The 20,791-nt window shown below is 69.1% G+C and carries 15 protein-coding genes; 8 read left to right on the top strand and 7 right to left on the bottom strand.

Features of this window, described 5'->3' with window-relative positions:
- Positions 1-966, bottom strand: coding sequence for a Bug family tripartite tricarboxylate transporter substrate binding protein (locus ABIC63_RS07935; protein WP_354319326.1), 966 nt, complete (start codon positions 964-966; stop codon positions 1-3).
- Between the two features lie 122 nt (positions 967-1,088).
- Between ABIC63_RS07935 and ABIC63_RS07930 the strand changes: the two genes are divergently transcribed.
- From ABIC63_RS07930 to ABIC63_RS07915, 4 genes are all read left to right on the top strand, one after another.
- The gene (locus tag ABIC63_RS07930) at positions 1,089-2,078 is read left to right on the top strand and encodes a LysR family transcriptional regulator (protein WP_354319325.1); all 990 of its coding nucleotides are present in this window, start codon (positions 1,089-1,091) and stop codon (positions 2,076-2,078) included.
- A 52-nt stretch (positions 2,079-2,130) separates the two neighbouring features.
- Entirely contained in the window at positions 2,131-2,397 is a 267-nt protein-coding gene (locus tag ABIC63_RS07925; RefSeq protein ID WP_354319323.1) for a helix-turn-helix transcriptional regulator, read from the top strand.
- 2 nt (positions 2,398-2,399) lie between these two features.
- Positions 2,400-3,755 (top strand): type II toxin-antitoxin system HipA family toxin, encoded by a 1,356-nt coding sequence (locus ABIC63_RS07920; protein ID WP_354319322.1) that lies wholly within the window; start codon positions 2,400-2,402, stop codon positions 3,753-3,755.
- 68 nt (positions 3,756-3,823) lie between these two features.
- Complete coding sequence (locus ABIC63_RS07915) at positions 3,824-4,090, top strand: YkgJ family cysteine cluster protein (protein WP_017759195.1); 267 nt, start codon at positions 3,824-3,826, stop codon at positions 4,088-4,090.
- A 56-nt stretch (positions 4,091-4,146) separates the two neighbouring features.
- On the opposite strand, the gene ABIC63_RS07910 is transcribed toward ABIC63_RS07915, so the two are convergent.
- The 4 genes from ABIC63_RS07910 to ABIC63_RS07895 form a co-directional block, all read right to left on the bottom strand.
- Positions 4,147-5,703 (bottom strand): efflux transporter outer membrane subunit, encoded by a 1,557-nt coding sequence (locus ABIC63_RS07910; RefSeq protein WP_354319321.1) that lies wholly within the window; start codon positions 5,701-5,703, stop codon positions 4,147-4,149.
- A gap of 86 nt (positions 5,704-5,789) precedes the next feature.
- Positions 5,790-9,071, bottom strand: coding sequence for an efflux RND transporter permease subunit (locus ABIC63_RS07905; protein WP_354319320.1), 3,282 nt, complete (start codon positions 9,069-9,071; stop codon positions 5,790-5,792).
- A 132-nt stretch (positions 9,072-9,203) separates the two neighbouring features.
- Positions 9,204-10,454, bottom strand: coding sequence for an efflux RND transporter periplasmic adaptor subunit (locus tag ABIC63_RS07900; RefSeq protein ID WP_294378749.1), 1,251 nt, complete (start codon positions 10,452-10,454; stop codon positions 9,204-9,206).
- A 199-nt stretch (positions 10,455-10,653) separates the two neighbouring features.
- Positions 10,654-11,535 carry an alpha/beta hydrolase gene (locus tag ABIC63_RS07895; protein WP_294378744.1) on the bottom strand — a complete coding sequence of 294 codons (882 nt, stop codon included), beginning with the start codon at positions 11,533-11,535 and terminating at the stop codon, positions 10,654-10,656.
- Positions 11,536-11,765: 230 nt separating this feature from the next.
- Between ABIC63_RS07895 and ABIC63_RS07890 the strand changes: the two genes are divergently transcribed.
- Positions 11,766-12,710, top strand: a complete 945-nt coding sequence (locus tag ABIC63_RS07890) for a LysR family transcriptional regulator (protein WP_294378741.1) — start codon at positions 11,766-11,768, stop codon at positions 12,708-12,710.
- A gap of 42 nt (positions 12,711-12,752) precedes the next feature.
- Here the strand turns inward: ABIC63_RS07890 and ABIC63_RS07885 are convergent, their stop codons facing one another.
- The gene (locus ABIC63_RS07885; protein WP_294378738.1) at positions 12,753-14,144 is read right to left on the bottom strand and encodes a replication initiation protein; all 1,392 of its coding nucleotides are present in this window, start codon (positions 14,142-14,144) and stop codon (positions 12,753-12,755) included.
- Positions 14,145-14,778: 634 nt separating this feature from the next.
- Here ABIC63_RS07885 and ABIC63_RS07880 point away from each other — a divergent pair.
- From ABIC63_RS07880 to ABIC63_RS07870, 3 genes are all read left to right on the top strand, one after another.
- Positions 14,779-16,011 carry an AAA family ATPase gene (locus tag ABIC63_RS07880; protein WP_294378735.1) on the top strand — a complete coding sequence of 411 codons (1,233 nt, stop codon included), beginning with the start codon at positions 14,779-14,781 and terminating at the stop codon, positions 16,009-16,011.
- Positions 16,008-17,090, top strand: coding sequence for a ParB/RepB/Spo0J family partition protein (locus tag ABIC63_RS07875; protein WP_354319318.1), 1,083 nt, complete (start codon positions 16,008-16,010; stop codon positions 17,088-17,090). Before ABIC63_RS07880 ends, ABIC63_RS07875 begins: the two co-directional genes overlap by 4 nt.
- Before the next feature lie 1,155 nt (positions 17,091-18,245).
- Positions 18,246-20,111 carry a phage integrase family protein gene (locus ABIC63_RS07870; RefSeq protein WP_354319317.1) on the top strand — a complete coding sequence of 622 codons (1,866 nt, stop codon included), beginning with the start codon at positions 18,246-18,248 and terminating at the stop codon, positions 20,109-20,111.
- Here the strand turns inward: ABIC63_RS07870 and ABIC63_RS07865 are convergent.
- Entirely contained in the window at positions 20,096-20,710 is a 615-nt protein-coding gene (locus tag ABIC63_RS07865; protein ID WP_354319316.1) for a DUF4142 domain-containing protein, read from the bottom strand. The genes ABIC63_RS07870 and ABIC63_RS07865 overlap by 16 nt on opposite strands.
- Positions 20,711-20,791 lie beyond the last annotated feature (81 nt).

Raw genomic sequence — 20,791 nt, 5'->3', positions numbered from 1 at the left:
TCAGTCGAGGCGGATGCCGGTCTTCTGGATGATGGCGCCCCACTTGCTGCGCTCTTGCGCCATGAAGCTGGCGAGCGCCTGGGGCGTGCCGCCGCCCGGCACCAGGCCCTGCTTGGCGAAGGCGGCCTGCACCTCGGGCTCCTTCAAGGTGGCGTTGACATCGGCATTGACCTTGGCGACGACGGCAGCGGGGGTGCCGGCCGCACTGAACAGGCCGTTCCACGCCAGCGCCTCGAAGCCGGGATAGCCGGACTCGGCGATGGTGGGCAGCTGCTCCATGCCTTCCATGCGCTTGGCGCTGGTGACGGCCAGCAGCCGGATGCGCCCGCTGGCCACCAGCGGCAACAGGGCCGGCGCCACGGTGAACAGGGCCTGCGTCTCGCCCGAGGCCAGGGAGATGCCCGCGGGCGGCGAGCCGTTGAAGGGCACATGCGTGGCCTCGAAGCCCGCCGTGGTGCGCAGCAGCTCCATGGTCAGGTGCGAGGAACTGCCCGCACCGACAGAACCATAGGCCACGCCATTGGGCTGGGCACGCGCCCAGCTCACGAACTCCTGCACCGTCCTGGCCGGATGGCTGGCCGGCACGGCCAGCACGTTCGGCTGCGACGAGGTCATCACGATGGGCGCCAGGTCCTTGACCGGGTCGTAGGCCATCTGCTTGTACATGAAGGGCGCGAAGGCGATGGGCCCGTTGAAGCCGATGCCCAGCGTGTAGCCATCGGGTGCGGCCTTGGCCACGGCGGACATGCCCAGCATGCCGCCGGCACCCGGCTTGTTGTCCACGATCACCGGCTGGCCCCAGCGGGTGCTCAGGCGGTTGCCGAGTGTGCGCACGATGAAGTCCAGCGAGCTGCCGGCGGGCGCGGGCACCACCACCTTCACGGGCTTGGTGGGCCAGGACTGGGCTGCGGCATGCAGCGTCAACAAGGGAAAGAGCGCGAGGGCGAGGATTCGCTTCATGGTCATCGGGGTGTCTCCGTTCGGGCCGCTTCGCAACGAGCAGCGTCGGCCGGATTCTTGGTGCCGCCCGGCAATACGTCCAGCACCGATTCGCTATGCTGCCCATACCTGCCAGGTATGGAGACACCATGAACATCGAGATGCGCCATCTGCGCTACTTCATCGCCGTGGCCGAGGCCGGCAACCTCAGCCGCGCGGCGCAGAAGCTGTTCATCGCGCAGCCGCCGCTCTCGGTGCAGATCCGCCAGCTGGAAGCGGCACTGGGCACACCCCTCTTCGTTCGTCACCCCAAGGGCGTGCACCTGACCGAGGCCGGCGAAGCGCTACTGCCCGAGGCGCGGGCGCTGGTGGACCGCGTCGGTGGACTACGGGCATGGATCGCCGGCGCCACGCCGACCCGCCGGCTTTCGCTGGGCTTCGTGCCATCGGCCGGCAGCACCGTGCTGCCGCAGTTGCTGGCCGCGCTGCGTGCAGACGACCCCGGCCTGCAGTTCGCGCTGCGCGAGATGATCAGCAGCGAGCAGATCGATGCCCTGGCCAGCGGCCAGATCGACCTGGGCATCGCGCGCGCCGACACCCGCCACCCGCGCATCGCGACCGTGGCCCGCATCCTCGACCCCTTCTGCGTCGCCGTGGCTGCTGCGCATCGCACGCCGCGCGGCGGCACGGCAGACCTGCGGGAATACGCCGAAGCGGACTTCGTGGCCTTCACGCGCCACCGCGGCCCGGCCTACTTCGACCAGGCGATCCACCTGTGCGCGCAGGCGGGCTTCTCGCCGCGCATCCGTTACGAGGCCAGCACGGTGCACGGCGTGCTCGACCTTGTGGGTGCCGGACTGGGCGTGGCACTGGTGCCCGCGAGCTGCGTGTTGCTGGCCGCGCCGCGGGTGCGGCTGCGTCCGCTCGCCATGACCCAGAAGAGCGCCGTGCTCACGCTGCTTCGGCGCAAGCCCGGCAGCGGCATACCCTGGCTGATCGGCGAGGACGGCCTGCAGCGCATCGTGGACATGTTCGAGAACCTGCGCGAACGCACGGCGGCCCGGCTGGAAGCCCCTGGGAACATCGGGACGACGCAGCGGACGGTCACGCCCCGTCGTCGAACAGCACAAACGCTGTAAACTTGTTTTACGCATTCAAATGCGTTAATCTGAGTAACAGACCATAGCCTGTATGTCCGCCTTCACTGTCCGAACCGCCGACCAGTTGCCTGGCCTGCTGCGTGCGCTTCGCAAGCAGGGCGGGCTGACGCAGGCCCAGATGGCGCAGCGGCTGGGCGTGACCCAGCAGACCTACTCGGCGCTGGAGCGCAATGCCGAGAGCATGGGCGCGGCGCGGCTGCTGTCGGTGCTGCACATCCTGGGTGCGGACATGGTGCTCATGCCGTCCGAGCCTGAAGCGCCCCTTCGCGCGGCCGAGGGCGAATCGCCCGTCTGGTAGTCATGGGCCGCCGCTCCCACCGCCGGGCCCTGGGCCTCTGGATGAACGGCGCCTTCGTCGGCACCTGGAGCCTGGCGCCCCACGCGCCCGACACGCTGCAATACGACGCCGACTGGACACGGTCGCCGGAGGGCCGGCCGCTGTCGTTGTCCCTGCCCTTCACGCCCGGCAACGCGCCGCACCACGGCCCCAAGGTGCGCGCCTATTTCGAGAATCTGCTGCCCGACAGCAGGGACATCCGCGAGCGCATGGCGCGACGCCACGGCACGGGCAGCACCGACGCCTTCGACCTACTGGCGCGCATCGGCCGGGACTGTGTGGGAGCCTTGGAGATCCTGCCTGAAGGCCAGGCCTCGCCGGGCTCCTTCGCGATCCAGGCCGAGCCGCTCAGCGAGGCACGCGTCGCCGCCATCCTGCGCAGCGCCACGGCCACCGCGCCCCTGGGGCTTGCCGTCGACGACGAGGACCTGCGCATCTCCATCGCCGGCGCGCAGGAGAAGACCGCCCTGCTGCTGCAGGACGGCCTCTGGTGCCTGCCGCAGGGCAGCACGCCCACCACGCACATCCTCAAGCTGCCGCTCGGGCTCGTGGGCGGCATGAAGATCGACATGCGCCACTCGGTGGAAAACGAATGGCTGTGCGCGCGCATCCTGCGTGCCTTCGGCCTGCCGGTGGCCGACTGCCAGCCGCTGCAGTTCGAGGAGATGCGGGTGCTGGCTGTGGCGCGCTTCGACCGGCGCTGGTGGAGCGCCCCCGACGGGCGGCAGCAACTGCTGCGTCTGCCGCAGGAGGACTTCTGCCAGGCGACCGGCACGCCGCCCGACGCCAAGTACGAGGTGGACGGCGGGCCCGGCATCGACCGGATCATGGGTGTGCTCGATGGCTCGCTGACGCGCGAGGACGACCGCCGCACCTTCTTCCTGGCCCAGCTGCTGTTCTGGATGCTGGGTGCCACCGACGGCCATGCCAAGAACTTCAGCCTGTTTCTGCGGCCCGGCGGTCGCTACCAGCTCACGCCGCTGTACGACGTGCTGTCGGCCTGGCCCGTGCTCGGCGAAGGGCCGGGCGCCATCTCGGCGCACAAGGCGCGCATGGCCATGGCGGTGCGTGGCCGCAATGCGCACTGGAAGCTGCGGGAGATCCTGCCGCGGCACTGGGTCGCGCTCGGCCAGCGCCATGGCGTGCGCGCAGCGGATGGCCGGGGCGTGGAGGCGCTGATCGAGGCGGCCGCGACGCTCACGCCGGGTGTGGTGGCGGCCGTCCACGGCGAACTGCCGGCGGGCTTTCCGGCCGAGCTGGCCGACCGCATCCTGGGCGGCCTGGAGGATGCGGCACGCAAGCTCTCCGTCGGCCTGTGACGCGCCCGATGCGGGACGGGCCGCCCTGCGCCGCCCCGGGGCTCACGGCGTCCACTACAGTGCCCGCCATGGATTGCCGCCCCGACTGCGGTGCCTGCTGCACCGCGCCCTCCATCTCCAGCCCCATTCCCGGCATGCCGCACGGCAAGCCCGCGGGCGTGCGCTGCATCCAGCTCGCCGACGACAACCGGTGCCGCATCTTCGGCCAGCCCGAGCGGCCGGCCTGCTGCGGCGGCCTGGCACCCTCGGCCGAGATGTGCGGCAGCTCGCGGACCGAGGCGCTGCGCTGGCTGACGCAGCTGGAAGCCGAGACCGCGCCCGAGACCGGACGTTGAGCGACGACGCTCCGCCGACAGCGGCGCAGTGACCCGGCGCGGGCGCGACTCAGGACCTACGAACCGTCCTTCTTCACCGGCGCCGCAACCGCGATGTCTGTCGGGGCTGCCACCTTCGAGGACTGCACGTCCGCCTGCGAGGCGCCCCATCCGCCGCCCAGCGCCCGCACCAGCGCCACGGTGGCCTGGTACTGCGCAGAGCGCACCTGCAGCGCCTGCCGCCGGTTGCGCAGCGCGCTGCGGCGCGCATCGAGCACATCGAGCTGGCTGATGTAGCCATTGCGGTAGCGGGTGTCCGACAGCTGCAGGGCCCGCGCCGCGGCCTCCACCGCCGTGGCCTGCGCAGCGGCCTGCTGCTGCAGCAGACGCAGGCCGGAGAGCTGGTCCTCCACCTCGCGGAAGGCATCGAGCGATTGCGCGCGATAGGCCGCCACCGCCTCGTCGAGCGCGCCGCTCGCCTGCTCCACACCCGCGGCACGGCGGCCGCCATCGAGCAGCGGCAGCGACAGCAACGCGCCCACGCCCCAGGAACGCGCCGACCACTTGAACAGGTCGCCCAGCTCCGGCGAGGCAAAGCCACCGCCGGCCGTGAGCGCGACGTCCGGGAAGTACGCCGCCTGCGCCGCACCCACGCGGGCCTGCGCGGCCAGCACCGACGCCTGGGCCGCGGCCACGTCAGGCCGGCGCAGCAGCACGATGGAGGGCACGCCCGCCGGCACGACGGGTAGTGCGGTCTGCCAGCGATCGACGCCGATGCCGAAATCCGCCGGCGCACGGCCGACCAGCACGGCCAGTGCGTGCTCCAGTTCGGCACGGCGGCGATCCAGGGCCAGGGCCTCGGACTCGTTGGCCGAGACCTCGGCCTGCATTCGCGCCACATCCAGCGCGGCCACGTCGCCGGCCTGCTCGCGGCGCTGCGTCAGGCGCAGCGTGTCGCGGTAGGCGGCCACGCCGTCGCGCACCAGGGCGCGCTCTTCGTCGGCGGCGCGCAGGGCCAGGTAGGTCTGCGCGACCTCGGCCTGCACCATCAGGCGTGTGCTCTGCAGAATGGCCTCGCGCGCCTGGGCGTCGAGTGCAGCGGCGTCCTGCAGGCGCGACAGGCGGCCGAACAGATCCAACTCCCACGAGGCACTGAGGCCGGCGTTGAGCAGCGTGGAAGGCTGGGTGGACTGGTTGCGATCCAGCCCGCGCTGCCGCGTGGCGCCGCCTCCCAGGCCAAGCTGCGGCGAACGGTCGGCCTCGGCATTGCGCAACAGCGCCCTCGCCTGCCGCACACGGGCCGCTGCCTGCTGCAGGCTGGTATTGGCCTCGGCCGCCTGCGCCACAAGCGCATCGAGCACCGGGTCCTGGAAGGCCTTCCACCATTCGCCGCGGGGCTGGGCCTCGGCGGCGGCGGCCTCGGTCCAGCGGCCTTCGGTCGTGGTCCGAGTGACGGGCAGCGCTTCCTTGAAACGGGCGGGCGTGGCGACGGCAGGCAGCTGCGCCGGTGCGGTGGCGCAGCCAGCGAGCACCAGGGCGGCCAGCAGCGGAACGAGGGTGCGGCGCTTCGACAGGCTCAGCGTGAACGGTTGGTGGTGATCGAAGGCGCTGCGCACTTGCGCTGTACGGGTCATGGTCGCGTCCGTCGACGACGGCCCCCTCGTGGTCGATTGCGTGTTTGTCATGGTCGTTGTCCTCGTGAACAAGGAATGCCTGGGCGTCATTCGTGAGCGCCGCGCGGTGCCGCGGGCAGAGCCGCGAGGCCACCACCGCCGCTGCCGTGATGGCCCGGCGTGGCGGGATGCTCGGCCGAGACGAAGTCGTCAGCCTGGGCCGGCACCTGGCCGTGCTGCCGCAGCGGCCGGTTGCCGGCCAGGCGGCGCAGCGCCACGTAGAAGACGGGCGTGAGGAAGAGACCGAAGGCCGTCACGCCGATCATCCCGGCGAACACGGCCACGCCCATGGCATGGCGCATCTCGGCACCCGCGCCGGAGGACAGCACCAGCGGCAGCACGCCCATGATGAAGGCCAGCGAGGTCATCAGGATGGGCCGCAGCCGCAGCCTGCTGGCCTCGATGGCGGCCTGCACCGGCGTTCGACCCGCAAACTCCAGCTCCCGCGCGAACTCCACGATCAGGATCGCGTTCTTGGCGGACAGGCCCACCAGCACGATCAAGCCGATCTGCGTGAAGACGTTGTTGTCCCCCGCCGAGAGCCACACGCCGGTCATCGCCGCCAGCAGCCCCATGGGCACGATCAGGATGATGGCCAGCGGCAGCGTCAGGCTTTCGTACTGCGCGGCCAGCACCAGGAAGACCAGCAGGATCGCCAGCGGGAAGACGAGGATCGCCGAGTTGCCGGCCAGGATCTCCTGGTAGGTCAGGTCGGTCCATTCGAAGTCGATGCCCGCCGGCAGCGTCTCTGCAGCGATGCGCGCGATGGCGGCCTGCGCCTGGCCAGACGAATAGCCGGGTGCGGCGCCGCCGTTGACGTCGGCCGTGAGATAGCCGTTGTAGCGCATGGCGCGCTCGGGCCCGAAGCTCGCGTCGACCTTCATCAGGGCAGACAGCGGGATCATCTCGCCCGAGGACGAGCGCACCTTGAGCGCGCCGATGTCCTCGGCCCGCGCGCGGTAGGGCGCGTCCGCCTGCACGCGCACGCTGTAGGTGCGGCCGAACTTGTTGAAGTCATTCGCATACAGGCTGCCCAGGTAGATCTGCAGCGTGTCGAAGATGTCGGTCAGCGGCACGCCCAGTTGCCGCGCCTTGGTGCGGTCCACGTCGGCGAAGAGCTGCGGCACGTTGACCTGCCAGCTGGTGAACATGCCGGCCAGCTCGGGCGTCTGGCGCGCCTTGGCCATGAAGGCCTGCACCGCCTTGTCCATGGCCTCGTAGCCGAGCGAGGCACGGTCTTCCAGCTGCAGCTTGAAGCCACCGGTGGTGCCCAGGCCGGCCACGGGCGGCGGCGGGAACATCACGATGAACGCGTCCTGGATGCCCGCGAAGGCGTGGTTGAGCTGGCCGGCCACGGCAGCGCCGCTCTGCTCCGGCGCCTTGCGCTGGTCGAAGGGCTTGAGCATGGCGAACACGATGCCCGCGTTGGAGCTGTTGGTGAAGCCGTTGATCGACAGGCCCGGGAAGGCCAGCGTGCCTTCCACGTTGGGGTTCTTCTTCATGATGTCGCCCATGCGGCGGATCACGTCGTCGGTGCGGTCCAGCGTGGCGCCATCGGGCAGCTGGGCGAAGCCGATCAGGTACTGCTTGTCCTGCGTGGGCACGAAGCCGCCGGGCACGGCCTTGAAGAGACCGAAGGTCAGCGCGACCAGCGCGACGTAGATGCCCAGCATCAGCGTCTTGCGCGAGATCACGCCGCGCACACCGCGGCCATAGCCTTCGCTGCCGCGGTGGAACAGCCGGTTGAACCCGCGGAAGAAGCCACCCAGCAGCCGGTCCATGCCGCGCGTGAGCGCATCGCGCGGCGCGTCGTGGCCCTTGAGCAGCAGGGCCGCCAGGGCCGGCGACAGCGTGAGCGAGTTGAAGGCCGAGATCACCGTCGAGATGGCGATGGTGACGGCGAACTGCCGGTAGAACTGGCCCGTCAGGCCCGAGATGAAGGCCAGCGGCACGAACACCGCCACCAGCACCAGCGCGATGGCGATGATGGGCCCCGACACCTCGCGCATGGCTCTGTACGTGGCCTCGCGCGGCGTCAGGCCGGCCTCGATGTTGCGCTCCACGTTCTCCACCACCACGATGGCGTCGTCCACCACGATGCCGATGGCCAGCACCAGGCCGAACAGCGACAGCGCATTGATGGAGAAGCCCAGCAGGTGCAGCACGGCGAAGGTGCCCACCACCGACACCGGCACGGCCAGCAGCGGGATGATGGACGCGCGCCAGGTCTGCAGGAACAGGATGACGACCAACACCACCAGGGCCACGGCCTCCAGCAGCGTGTGGATCACCGATTCGATGGACGCGCGCACGAACTGCGTGGGGTCGTAGGCGATGCGGTATTCCACGCCCTCGGGCATGGCCTTCTGGATCTCGGCCATGGTGCGGCGCACCTGCTCGGAGATCTGCAGCGCATTGGAGCCGGGCGCCTGGAAGACGCCGATGCCCACTGCCGGGTCGTTGTCCAGCAGCGAGCGCAGCGAGTAGTCGGCCGCACCCAGCTGGATGCGGGCCACATCGCGCAGACGCACCACCTGCGTCGAAGGCTCACCGGCGGCGCCGCCCTTGACGATGATGTCGCCGAACTCCTCTTCATTGGCCAGGCGGCCGCGCGCGTTGACCGACAGCTGCAGGTCCACGCCCGAGAGGCCCGGCGAGGCCCCGACCACGCCGGCCGCGGCCTGGATGTTCTGCCCACGGATGGCGGCCACCACGTCGCCAGCAGCGAGGCCACGCTGGGCCATCTTCTGCGGATCGAGCCAGACGCGCATCGCGTACTCGCCGCCGCCCCAGATCTGCACCTGGCCCACGCCTTCGATGCGGGCCAGGCGGTCCTTGACGTTGAGCACCGCGTAGTTGCGCAGGTAGTCGATGTCGTAGCGCTTGTTGGGCGACACCAGGTGCACCACCATCGTGATGTCCGGCGAGCTCTTGACGGTGGCCAGGCCCAGGCGGCGCACCTCTTCCGGCAACCGCGGCTCGGCCTGGGCCACGCGGTTCTGCACCAGCTGCTGGGCCTTGTCGGGGTCGGTGCCCAAGCGGAAGGTCACCGTCAGCGTCATCACGCCGTCGGTGGTGGCCTGGCTGCTCATGTAGAGCATGCCTTCGACGCCGTTGATCTGCTCTTCGAGCGGCGTGGCCACCGTCTCGGCGATCACCTTGGGATTGGCGCCGGGGTACTGCGCGCGCACCACGATCTGCGGTGGTGCCACTTCGGGGTACTCGGAGATCGGCAGGCCGCGCAGCGCGATCAGCCCGGCGATCAGCATCAGCAGCGACAGCACGCCGGCAAAGATCGGCCGGTCGATGAAGAACTTGGAGAGATTCATGGCGCCAACTCCTGGTGGCGGGGTGAAGCGATCCCCCGCGCGCAGCACGAAGGCTGCGCACGGTGGCGACTTGGAAGCGGAAAGAAAGGGAGAGCGCCGCGTGCAGCGCGATGCGTCAGCGGTGGGGTGCCTTTAGCTGCGCGAGGCGACGCGCTCGGCCGCCGCCGAACTGGCGGCCGTCATCGGCACCTCGGTGGGCGCCACGACCATGCCGGGCCGCACATGCTGCGTGCCATTGACCACGACACGCTCACCGGCCTTGAGGCCGGTGCTGACCACACGCAGGCCCTGCACGGGCGCGCCGAGCGTGATCTCGCGGTATTCGGTCTTGTTGCCCTCGCCCACCACCAGCACGAACTTCTTGTTCTGGTCGGTGCCGATGGCCCGCTCGCTGACCAGCAGCGCGCGGCTCTCGCCGGCCTGGCCCATGCGGATGCGGGCGAACTGGCCGGGGATGAGCGCACCATCGGTGTTGTCGAAGCGGGCGCGCACCCGCACGGTGCCGCTGCGGGCATCGACCTGGTTATCGATCAATTGCAGGCGACCTTCGTAGGGCGTGCCCTCGGTGGCGGCGGTGCCCATCTGCACCGGGATGCTGGCGAGCTGGGCCCGTGCACTGGCACCGCCGGGCAGTGCCTTCAAGGCGCGGGCCACCACCTGCTCGTCGGCATCGAAGCTGGCGTAGATGGGGCTCACCGACACCAGCGTGGTCAGCACCGGCGCACCTGGGCCGGCGGGCACGAGATTGCCCACGGTCACCTCGGCCCGGCCGATGCGGCCGGCCACCGGCGCGCGCACCTGCGTGTACGACAGATTCAGCCTGGCACTTTGCAGCGCGGCCTGGGCGGCGCGCAGGTTGGCTTCGGCTTCCTGGCCGGCATTGAGGCGCTCATCCAGTTCGCGCTGGGCGATGGCCTGCTCGCCGTACAGCCGGCGGGCGCGCTCCTGCTCGCTGCGGGTGTAGGCGGCGCGGGCCTGGGCCGAGGCCACCTGCGCCTCGGCGCGCTGCACCTCGGCCTGGTAGGGCGCCGGGTCGATGGTCAGCAGCAGTTCGCCCTGCTTGACCAGCGCGCCTTCGCGGAAGTGGATGGCCTGCACGGCGCCGGCCACGCGCGAGCGGACCTCGACGCGCTCGACGGCTTCCAGGCGGCCGGAGAACTCGTCCCAGGCGCTGACGGGCCGCGACTCGACGGCGGCCACGGTCACGGGCGTGGCAGGGGGAGCCGCAGGCACGGGCGTGTCGCTGGCCTCGGCACGCAGGCCGGGAACGCCCAGCACACCGGCACCGATGGCGAGCACGGCGGTAAGGCTGGTGATGGCGGGCCACACGCGGCGGCGGGTGGGTGGCGTGGCGGCAGCGGGGGTCTTGTCGAGGTGGGACATGGAGGTCTTTCTTTCGGATCGAAGGAATGCAGGGGCCAGCCCGGCGCTTGTGGCGCAGGCGGCATGGGCGTGGAAGAAGGGGTGGCGTGCGCGCGGCTTCAGCCGGCGCAGCACGGCCCGCGCGGCCGGGCAAGGCCGCGAGCGCAGTCGCAAGGGGGTGATCGGTCAGCGCCGTACAGCGGCGCCGTCGGCACGCCGATCAGCTGGGCGGCGTGGCCGCCGCCGCGCGCCGGGCCTCGAAGAAGGCCGTGACCCTCTGACGCGCGGCCACACCGCAGGCCGGACATCCCGGGTCATCGGGCTGGTACAGCGCCTCGGGCCACTGGGAGGTGGCGGGCAGCACTTCCGCCACCACGTCGATGCCGGCGGCGCGCAGCCGCTTGGCATAGGCCAGGGCCTCGTCCCGCATCGGGTCGTCGGGGCCGACCAGCACCAGCGTCGGCGCCACGTCGGTCAGCCGCAGGGCCGATCCGGGGACCGCGTAGGGATGCGTGGCATCCATCGGACGGCGCAGGTATTGCTGCCAGCCGGTGGCCCATTTGCAGGCCGCATCGGCGCAGGAGGCCTCGCGCAGCGACGCGGTGCCGGCGCAAGGGTCCAGCATGGGCGAGAGCAGGATCTGGCCCGCCAGCGGCGGGTGGCCACGATCGCGGGCCACCAGCGCCACCGCAGCGGCAAGGTTGCCGCCGGCCTCCTCGCCCGCCAGATAGATCTGCGCGCCCTTGCCCGCCAGCTTGACGCGCTGCTTGTAGAGCCATTCGAGGGCCGCAAAGCCCACCTCGATGGGCTTGGGAAAGGGATGCTCGGGTGCCAGCGGATAGGCCAGCGACAGGACGCGCGCACCCGCAGCGGCCAGCAGCCGGCCCACGTTGCGCCCGTTGTCCAGGTCGCCGCAGACGAAGGTGCCGCCATGGAAATGCAGCACCAGCGGCATGGCCGCCGCTCCCTTGAGACGCTCTCCGTAGATGCGGGCCTTCACGGGCTCGCTGCCGGGCAGGTCGATGTGCAGGTCCTCCTCCGCCACGGCGCAGCCGGCCGGGGAAGTGGCGGCGGACGCTGGGGCTTGGGGATTCGTGCTCATGGCAGGCCTTTCGGATCGGACGTGGGAAGTCTTTGGGGTGCGGCGTGGATCGAACTATACGAACGCCCGCCGCTTGCACGGACCGTGCCGATGCCCCTACTCTGTTTCCCGCGCAGCAACAATGGAGGGCTGGTTGCCGCACAGAATGCGGGGCCACAAGGCGGCCTGGCAATTGCCAGCCTGCCGCATCCCGCGCGCGCGGGATGTCAGCCCTTTTCGCACATCGATCCATGGACCAGATCCAGACCATGCGGGTGTTCGTGCGTGTCGTGGAGGCGGGCAATTTCACCCGCGCCGGCGACTCGCTCGGCCTGCCCAAGGCCACCGTGACCAAGCAGATCCAGTCGCTGGAGTCGCGGCTGCGCGTCAAGCTGCTCAACCGCACCACGCGGCGCGTGACTGTCACGCCCGACGGGGCGGCCTACTACGAGCGCGTCGCGCGCCTGCTCAGCGACTTCGACGAGCTGGAGTCGAGCATGACCAACAGCAACGCCGCGCCCTCAGGCCGGCTGCGCGTGGACGTGGGCACCGCCATGGCGCGGCTCGTCCTCATCCCGCGGCTGCAAAGTTTCTGCGACCAGTACCCCGACATCCAGGTGGACCTGGGCGTCAGCGATCGTCCGGTCGACCTGATCGGCGACAACGTGGACGTGGTGATCCGCGGCGGCGAGATCGGCGATCAGTCGCTGGTGGCGCGACGCATCGGCACCCTGCCCTTCATGACGGTCGCCTCGCCGGACTACCTGAAGCGTTACGGCGTGCCCCGCACGCCGCACGACCTGGAGCGCGGGCGGCAGCATGTCATCAACTTCTTCTCGCACAACTCGCGCCGGGTCTATCCGCTGGAGTTCCACAAGGATGGCGAGACGCTGGAGGTGACCGGCCCCGCCCGCCTCGCCGTGAACGACAGCAATGCCTACACCGAGGCAGCGCTCGCTGGCTTCGGGGTGGCCCAGATGGTCCGGTTCATCGCCGCGCCCTACGTGGCCCGGGGCGAACTGGTGGAGCTGTTTCCGGACTGGGAATGCCCTCCCCTGCCGGTGCATGTGGTGTATCCGCCCAACCGCCACCTGAGTGCCAAGGTCCGCGCCTTCGTGGACTGGACGGCGGCGGAGTTCGCCCGCAACCAGGATCTGGCCCGCGCGCCGGACGCCGCAGCGGTCCGCGCCGGCTGACGTCGGCGCTCGCCCGTCTGCCCTGCCAGGCCGTGCCGGGCATCACTCCTCGTCGCCGCCCATCTCGGTCGCGATCTCCAGCAGATCTTCAGCGCTGGGCTTGTCCCAACCGGGGCCGAAGGTTGCATCGCCGAAGAAGCGCAGCATCTCCTGCCGCACCATCGGATGCTGCCAGCCGCTGGAACCCAGCCGCTTGATGATGGACGGATGGGCGCCGCGGCCCTGCAGGGCGAGCATCAGCTGGCCTTCCAGCTCGTGCTGGGTTTCCTCGGACAGTTGCTCGATGGCGGACAGGCAACGCTCGTTGGCGCGGCGAATCCATTCCGCCTGCCAGCGCTGGCGACGCTGCGACTGTTGCTCGCGCGCCGCCAGCGCCGCTGCGGCTGGGTGGGCCGCCGTGGCCTGCGCCGCGGCATCGGCCTGGTCGCCGCCCCGGGCCAGCAACGCCTTGAGATAGCGGGCCGGATCCCGCAGCGGTTCGGGATAGGCCGTGTTCACCCGCCGCTCCAGCACATCGAGGGCCGAGCGCACCGCGGCCTCGTCGCAACCCGCCGCCATCTGCTCGAAGGCTTCCTCGCTCACTCCCAGCGCGATGGCGCGGCTCACAGCGACCATGTCGACCGGCGCGGGCGCGCGGGCCAATGTGAGCGCCGACTGCTTCTTTCGGCCAATGTGGAACTGGATCTCGTCGATGAATCGGCCCTGCTTGTGCTCGACCAGCTCGATCTCCAGATCGGTGATCGCATTGACTTCGGCGATGGCCGGCTTGAGGGTGTCGCGCTTGAAGATCCGGTATTCGAGGCGGTCGGTCTTCTCGGTGTGGGGATTGCCGCTGAGCACCGGGTACCACCAGCGCCAGGGCTGTCGCGCCGTCCGGCCGATGTCCTTGTAGCGGGTGCAGATCTCGTAGAGCACCACGCCCGCATGGGTGCGCAACTGGCTGATCACTTCCAGCCGAAGCCGCGCGAACACGCTCGGGTCCAGCAGTTCCTGCTTGAGGTTGACCGCGTAGGACCACTCGACCCAGACCTGGCCGCGCTCCTTGCTGAGTCGCGCATGGGCCAGCAGGCCACTGACATTCCAGGCCGCGCCCTCCCCGCTCGTGGGCGACTGCCACTCCACGGTGGTGGACACCATCGCCCTCAGGTGCTTCTTGATCAGCGCATGGTCGTTGCTGTCGAAATCCAGGCCGCGGACCACCGAGTCGAGCGGGGTCCGGAAGACGTCCTTCTCCATGCCCTGCTCCTGCGCCAGGTACAGCAGCACGTTGTAGCTCTTGCGCCCGAGCGTGGTGATCCGCGTCGACTTGGGGACGATGGCCAGCGTGTTGACGGCCTTGCGCAGCAGCTGCACGTCGTCGGAGACGGCCGGACCGCCGCCGCCCGCGGAAGCACGGGTGCGCAGGGTGTCGGGAGACCGAAGGGTTCGAGCCATGGACGGTAATGTACGCGAGAGGTGATCCGGCCTTTCACCTGAAAGCGTTCCGATCCTGTTCCTGAAAACTCTCACGTGAAACCAGGACCGCGCCCCGCTGAAACAGACGAAGGCGGAGAGTTTTCGGGATCGCCGGCCGAAGAAGCGTGGGCGCCGCCATCTGGAAACGGCGCACCGCCCCGATTTCGGCCCCGGAGTGCCCTTCTCTCTTCCGCAGCGCACCACAAAGCAGCGCAAGACACCTCGATGGAGGCCCACGGAGCGGCGGCCCGCCCTTCTTTCCTGAAAACACTCACCTCAGACCGTCTCGCTGCGACCTCACGAACTCATGAAAACACGCACCCTCACTACCGAAAAGTCTCCGTCTTCTCCCGTCTCCCTGGCTCTCAGCTCCCGATCCGTCGCCATATCGTCCTGAATCCCTGCATGTCTTCGGCGCCAAGTGCTTGTCACCATTGGGTTTTCTCGGCTCTAAAGGTATTAAAGAGATTGAAGGACTTAGAGTCTTTCCTAAAGGCGATCCAAACTACAGAAACCGAATCACGCAACAGATGCGGGAGCCTTGACGTTTTTCTGGCCAATTCACGGAATTCCGTCAAGCGCCTCGGTAAACTCGAGCCATCAGGAGTTTCATATGGCATCTTCCCCTCTTCCAGCCCCCCGGCCCATCAGTCTCTCGGACATTGCCGCGCAGGCCGAACGCGCCGTTGCCATGATGGAGCAGATCCGCTCCGCCATGTTGGCACCCACTGCACGCAAAGAAGCCCCCATGTTCAGCCTCTCCCAGCTGGCCAGCCTGCTGGAGATGGAAAAAGGCTCGATCTCGCACCGGCTCGGCAAAGGCGACCTGCCTGCGGGGCGGCTCAACGCTTCGGGCAGCCGACGGGAATTCACGCTGGCCGAAGCGCGCCAGTGGGTTCGCGAGTACCGCAAGGACCGCCTGCGGCCCGAAGGTGCTGAGGCGGTGACCATTTCCATCGGCAACTTCAAGGGCGGCGTATCCAAGACGACGACCGCCGTCACGCTGGCGCAAGGCCTGTCGCTGCTGGGGCATCGCGTGCTGGTCATCGACACCGATCCTCAAGGTTCGCTGACCACGCTGTTCGGCATCCTCCCAGACACGGAGGTCGAGGAACAGGACACCATCCTGCCTCTGGCCATGGGAACGGAGACCTCGATCCGGTACGCGATCCGCTCCACCTATTGGGATGGCATCGACCTGGTCGCCGCCGCGCCCGTGTTGTTCGGCGCAGAGTTCGCGCTCCCTGCCCGGCAGACGCAGGAGCCCGGTTTCGAGTTCTGGCGGGTGCTAGACCTCGGCATCGATGACGTGCGTGGCGACTACGACGTGATCGTGATCGACACCCCCCCTGCCCTGTCGTACACGACCATCAATGCGTTCATGGCCTCCAACGGCATCATCATGCCGTTGCCGCCAAATGCCCTCGACTTTGCGTCCGCCTCGCAGTTCTGGAGCCTTTTCTCCGACCTGACCGGGGAACTGCTCACCAAGCGCGGTCTGGACAAGCATTTCGATTTCATCCATGTGCTGCTGGCCCGGGTCGATTCGGCCGACGCCGCCAGTACGGTCATCCGCCAGTGGATCGGCCAGACTTACGCGGAAAAGGTGCTCCCAGTGGAGATTCCCAAGACTGCCGTCACCGGGGTGGCCAGTGCTGAATTCGGCACGGTGTACGACGTCTCCCGCTACGACGGGAGCGCCCGCACCTTCAAACGTGCACGGGACGCCTATGACAGCTTCGTCGGGCAGATCGAAGGGTCGGTCCGCGCCGTGTGGAACGGACAGGTGGGGGTGTTGAACGGTTCAACACCCCCGGTCAACTCGCCTAAGGAGGGTCGTCGATGAGCAAGAAGCTTGCAGCAAAGGCCAGCCTGATCCAGCTGCCGCCCTTCCGCATGCCGCCTGCGGCGCCCGCTACCCCGGCCGTTGATGCCCAGCCCCGGGAATTGCCGGTCAGCCCCATGGGGGCACCGGTAGCCTCCAGCGCACCCAACGCGGAGGCGCGTCCCAAGACCGCGCCGGGGTCCATGGCGGTGTTCATGGCATCACAGTCGGCGGCCGTGAAAGAGGCGGAAGAGCTGAAGCTCAAGTTGCGCGCGTTTGAGGGTGCGGTGCCGATGAAGGCTTTGGATCCCCGGCGGATCCGCGCTTCCCGGTGGGCGAACCGGCATGCCAACGCGCTGGCCGACAAGGCCTTCGAGGAGTTGAAGACGGACATCGCTTCGAGCGGGGCGAACGTGCAGCCTGTCTGTGTCCGTGCGCTGGCTGAAGGCACCGATCCGGCGGCCGACTATGAGCTCGTGTTCGGCCACCGTCGGCATCGCGCCTGTCTGGAACTGGGCATCCCCGTTCAGGCCATCATTGCGGACATCGACGACAAAGGCCTGTTCGAGGCCATGGAGCGCGAGAACCGCGCCCGCAAGAACCTCAGCGCCTGGGAGCAGGGCATGATGTACAGGCGGGCGCTCGACAACGGCCTGTACCCGTCCCAGCGCAAGCTGGCCGAGGCAGTGGGCGTCGACTTGTCGCTGATCTCCAAGAGCCTTGCCTTGGCGCGCTTGCCCGATGCCGTGGTCGAGGCATTTCCTTCACCCCTAGACGTGCAGTTCCGCTGGGCCCAGCCGCTCAGCGAAGTGCTGCAGCGGGACCCCGAAGGCCTCGTCGCGCGCGCGAAGGAGCTGAAGGCCAGCAAGGTGGCGTTGAATGCCAAGCAGGTGCTCGACGCCCTGCTTGGCCAGGGCGACAAGGTGTTGAACCGTTCAACAGCCCCGGCTGAAAGACGCTTAGGTAGGGCAGGGCAGGGCGCTGTGTTGGCTGCGGATGCGACCGGCCGAATGACGCTGCGCTTCGACCCGGGTGTTCTAACGCCGGCGCGTGAAGCGGCGCTGATCGACTGGTTGAACGCACAACTTGGGGCAGACTGACCGCGCGCGGTGGTGTTGAACCGTTCAACGCCACCGTCTCGCGTCATGGCGCCGGGGCCATGACCAGTAGGAGGAGGGCGTTCATCCACCCCCCCCCGCCTCGCGTCCCCCCGATCCCCGGAATCGTCCTCGCTGGCGATGGCGCAGTGCTTTGCCGATGCATGTGCACAGGTCTGGTATTTCGTATCACCATCCCCCATCCAGGGGGCAGACTTGGCCGTGCGTTCGGACGGCGCTGGCATCTCACACGCCCTAGATCAGAATCATTGCCAGACGCTCACTCTTGCGCCGCCCCGTTGCTACACCGACTGGCCGAGTTCATCGGCCCCCCAAACATTCGGTGGCGGAACTTGCCCCTCGAAGGTGGGGCGCTGGGCACTGTGGAGGCGCGCCCGCCTATCGGCCCACGAACGTGAGCATCCATTTGGGCGCCTGGTGTGCGACGTCGACGTCCCTCTCAGCGCCGTCTAAAGCGTCTGAAGGCAGGGTTCGAGCCTGCCTGGTTTCGCTTGCTCTCGGGCATGCGCCGCATAGGTACGCTTTCCTCTGATTGAGTACACGCCCCAGCTCCCAGCCGGGGTGGGTCTCAACTTGGAAGGCGGGAATCTTGAAATTCTGTTGATCGGCAGGGAAGGGAAGGGAAGGGAAGGGAAGGTATGCCTTCCAGTGACCTCCGAGGCGGGCCGCACTGACTTCGCCCTAGCGGAACGTGGATACGCCGGGGCAGGACCGCTCCATCCATTTGGGCCAGTCCAAGGCCCTAAGGGACGGCACGGCCATCCGCGCCAATCTCCGCCCGCGGACCCCGTAGCTCTGCCGCCTCAAGGAGGCGTGCTCGCACGCGCAGCGTGCCACCAATGCCGCCCACCGATGGTTCACCGCTCCCAGGGTTGGCTTGGCGGGACATCGTTCGAATGCCCTTGCTCAATGCGAAAAGTCCTTGTCGATCAAATAGTTGCCCAGGAGTCAGAAGGTCTTCAAAGAAGAAGTTCAGGCTAAACCTCAAAAAAACGATGTATTGGTAATAAACTTCAAGCGCCGACAAGGTTCCGTCTTCCGGTTCTACAACCGGAAGACGCTGAGCCACGTGCAGGACGGCCCGTGCGCCCCACGACGTCGATCCCATGCCGCCCTCAAGCCGCTACCTTCCCACCCATGACGCCCGCTCGCGCCTCCAAGACCGCCCTCGTCTCCGCACCCGCTGCCAAGCAGCGTGCGCTGCATCGCGGCCACTTCGCCTTCATGCGGGCCGTCATCCAGGGCATCGACACGCGGCAGGCATGGTCGCGCTACATGCAGGGCGAGGACGACCGCGTGGACGAGCGGTTGATCCGCCGTGTCATCAACACCTACCGGGACGAGCTGGCGGCGGCGGCGCGCCGCCATGCGCGTCCGGGCACCGCCCGCCTGGTGCTCATGGACGCAAGCGGGCTCCCCGACGCCACCCGAGCCCGTCCGAGCCTGGAGGAGTTCGCGCTGGAGCGCGGTCTCGAAGACTTCTCGCTGGAGGACCAGCTCGCCGCCTTCGAGGAAGCCTGGGGTGCCGAGACGGAGGGCCGTCGTCAGCAGTCCAAGCGCCGGCGGCTGGTGGATCGTCAGTTGGAAGCGCTCTCGTGGCTGGAGGGGCTGGCCTCCCGCGCCCCCAGGGCCGACGACCCTGTAGAGGATTGGCTCGCGCCCGCCCTGGCGCAGCGCGTCGCGGCGGCGGGCATGCCCACGTTGCGCAGCGTGGCGGACCGCATCCAGGCCGTCGGCATGCGATGGTGGACGACCGTGCCGGCCGTCGGTCCCACCAAGGCGGCGCGCATCGTCGAGTGGCTGCGCGTCCATCAACAGGAGACGGGTCTGGCGTTGGGGCCCCACGCCTTCGCGCCGATCTCTCGCCTGGGTCGCGCGGCCTTGCAGCCCGTGGTGCCCCCTGCGACTGCGGTGCGCCCGCTCGAGAAGTTCGTGGTGCCCGAGGCGCTGCGCGGCAGGACCGGGCACTTTCGGGCACCGCCGGCCGCCTGCCGCATCTCTGCGCCCGATGATCTGGAGGCGGTGGCCGTCTGGCTTCAGCGCCGTGGCCGTCGTACGGGCGGTGGCGAAGCTGGGGCGCCCGCCGAAGAGACGCGGCGGGCCTACCGCAAGGAAGCCGAGCGCCTGCTGCTGTGGGCAGTGCTGGCACGAGGAAAAGCGCTGTCCTCGCTGGACGAGGAAGACTGTGCCGCATTCGTTGCGTTCGCCCGTTCACCGCCGGCGGAATGGTGCGGTCCGCGCCATCACGAGCGCTGGTCGCCCCTCTGGCGGCCGTTCGAAGGTCCTTTGCGCGCCGCAGCGCTGCAGCGTTGCATCGCCGTGCTGCGGGCGCTGTTCCGCTTTCTGCACGACTGCGGCTATCTCACGCACGATCCATCGGCAGGGCTGCGGGGAGAGGTCGGGAGCAGGGCGTCCGACGCTTGCACGACAAGCGCGGCCCAGCCCATGGCGCTGGATGTCCAGCAATCCTCCCTCATGGTTCCGGCGACGCCGGGCCTGGTGCGCGCCCGGCGCGTGGCGGCATGGTTGCAGGAAACGGATGTCCAACCCGGCGCGCTGGCCCGCGCCCGCTGTGCGGATCTCGTTCCGCCCACAGCCACCGGCGCTGCTGACGCACCATGGCGACTGCGTGTGCAAGGAGAGCGTCGCGGCAGGCGCAGGGCGGCGCAACAGGATGCGATGCTGGAGGTGCCGGCCGCCCTGGTCGCGCAGTTGCAGTCGCTGCTGCGCACGATGGGCCGCACGGCCGATCCGTGCGACGAGGGGAACGCGGAACTTCCCTTGATCTTCGACGTGCGCGACAGCCGTGTCGTCGGGCTGAGCCGAGGCGGCGTCTACAAGGCCATCAAGCGGCTCCTGCACCATTGCAGCGCCGGCATGCCCGAGCCGCAGCGGCAGGCGCTGCAGGCCGCATCTCCCCGACGCCTGAGGAGACACCGGGACCGTGCGCAGGCCCCGTCAATGCACGCGTCGGGCGATGCCACCGATCACTTGCGCGCCTGAGCGCCGTGCAGGCCCTCGGCATGCTGAAGGTGCTTCTGCACCACCGGCAGGGTCTTGGCGGCATAGGCACGCAGGTCGTTGTCGCCGGTCTCGCGCTGCACCCGCTGCAGCTTCTCGACCGTCTGGCGATGGTCGGTCACGCCCACCATGCGGATGTACTGCTTGTCGAAAGCCTCGCCGCTCAGCGCCTTGAGGCCCGTGGCCACGAGCTTGTGCTTGGCGTCGGGCTCCGTCGGCAGATCCACGTTCTTGCCGCGGGCGAGTTCCTGCAGCTCGGAAAGCGCCTTCTGATGGTCTTCCACCATCTGGCTGCCGAAGCGCTTCACGTCCTCGCTGCCGGCCTTCTCCTGCGCCAGGCGGCCGGTCTCGATCTCGGCCAGGTTGGCCTGGGCGAGGTCCCGCATCATGCGTTGGTCCGCCACGGCGACCCCGGGCGTCTTCTGGGCGGTGGCCCGCTGCGCGGGCGGCTGGGGCGCCGCGGGTGCGGTGGGCGAGGTCTGCGCCGGCTGGGCGGCGGCGCTGTGCAGCAGTGCAGGGCCAAGGGCGAGCGTGGCGGCGAAGCCCAGGGCGTGCAGGCAGGTGGCTTGTTGGCGGTTCATGACGGTCCTTTTCCAAAAGAAGGCGGCGCCAAAATGCGCCGGCCTCTGGCCAGACTAGGCTGCAGGCCCGCCCTCTCAGTC

The sequence above is a fragment of the Pseudacidovorax sp. 1753 genome (assembly GCF_040544975.1).
Classification (GTDB): domain Bacteria; phylum Pseudomonadota; class Gammaproteobacteria; order Burkholderiales; family Burkholderiaceae_C; genus Xenophilus.
The sequence above is the reverse complement of the archived record's forward strand: the minus strand, read 5'-3'. Positions and strand labels throughout refer to the sequence as shown.

Excerpts from the sequence above, each read along its gene's own strand:
- ABIC63_RS07865 (WP_354319316.1), bottom strand. The coding sequence starts at position 20,710 with ATGAACCGCCAACAAGCCACCTGCCTGCACGCCCTGGGCTTCGCCGCC.
- ABIC63_RS07910 (WP_354319321.1), bottom strand. The coding sequence starts at position 5,703 with ATGACCCGTACAGCGCAAGTGCGCAGCGCCTTCGATCACCACCAACCG.
- ABIC63_RS07930 (WP_354319325.1), top strand. The coding sequence starts at position 1,089 with ATGAACATCGAGATGCGCCATCTGCGCTACTTCATCGCCGTGGCCGAG.
- ABIC63_RS07875 (WP_354319318.1), top strand. The coding sequence starts at position 16,008 with ATGAGCAAGAAGCTTGCAGCAAAGGCCAGCCTGATCCAGCTGCCGCCC.
- ABIC63_RS07885 (WP_294378738.1), bottom strand. The coding sequence starts at position 14,144 with ATGGCTCGAACCCTTCGGTCTCCCGACACCCTGCGCACCCGTGCTTCC.
- ABIC63_RS07870 (WP_354319317.1), top strand. The coding sequence starts at position 18,246 with ATGACGCCCGCTCGCGCCTCCAAGACCGCCCTCGTCTCCGCACCCGCT.
- ABIC63_RS07895 (WP_294378744.1), bottom strand. The coding sequence starts at position 11,535 with ATGAGCACGAATCCCCAAGCCCCAGCGTCCGCCGCCACTTCCCCGGCC.
- ABIC63_RS07905 (WP_354319320.1), bottom strand. The coding sequence starts at position 9,071 with ATGAATCTCTCCAAGTTCTTCATCGACCGGCCGATCTTTGCCGGCGTG.
- ABIC63_RS07880 (WP_294378735.1), top strand. The coding sequence starts at position 14,779 with ATGGCATCTTCCCCTCTTCCAGCCCCCCGGCCCATCAGTCTCTCGGAC.
- ABIC63_RS07900 (WP_294378749.1), bottom strand. The coding sequence starts at position 10,454 with ATGTCCCACCTCGACAAGACCCCCGCTGCCGCCACGCCACCCACCCGC.
- ABIC63_RS07915 (WP_017759195.1), top strand. The coding sequence starts at position 3,824 with ATGGATTGCCGCCCCGACTGCGGTGCCTGCTGCACCGCGCCCTCCATC.
- ABIC63_RS07925 (WP_354319323.1), top strand. The coding sequence starts at position 2,131 with ATGTCCGCCTTCACTGTCCGAACCGCCGACCAGTTGCCTGGCCTGCTG.
- ABIC63_RS07920 (WP_354319322.1), top strand. The coding sequence starts at position 2,400 with ATGGGCCGCCGCTCCCACCGCCGGGCCCTGGGCCTCTGGATGAACGGC.
- ABIC63_RS07890 (WP_294378741.1), top strand. The coding sequence starts at position 11,766 with ATGGACCAGATCCAGACCATGCGGGTGTTCGTGCGTGTCGTGGAGGCG.
- ABIC63_RS07935 (WP_354319326.1), bottom strand. The coding sequence starts at position 966 with ATGACCATGAAGCGAATCCTCGCCCTCGCGCTCTTTCCCTTGTTGACG.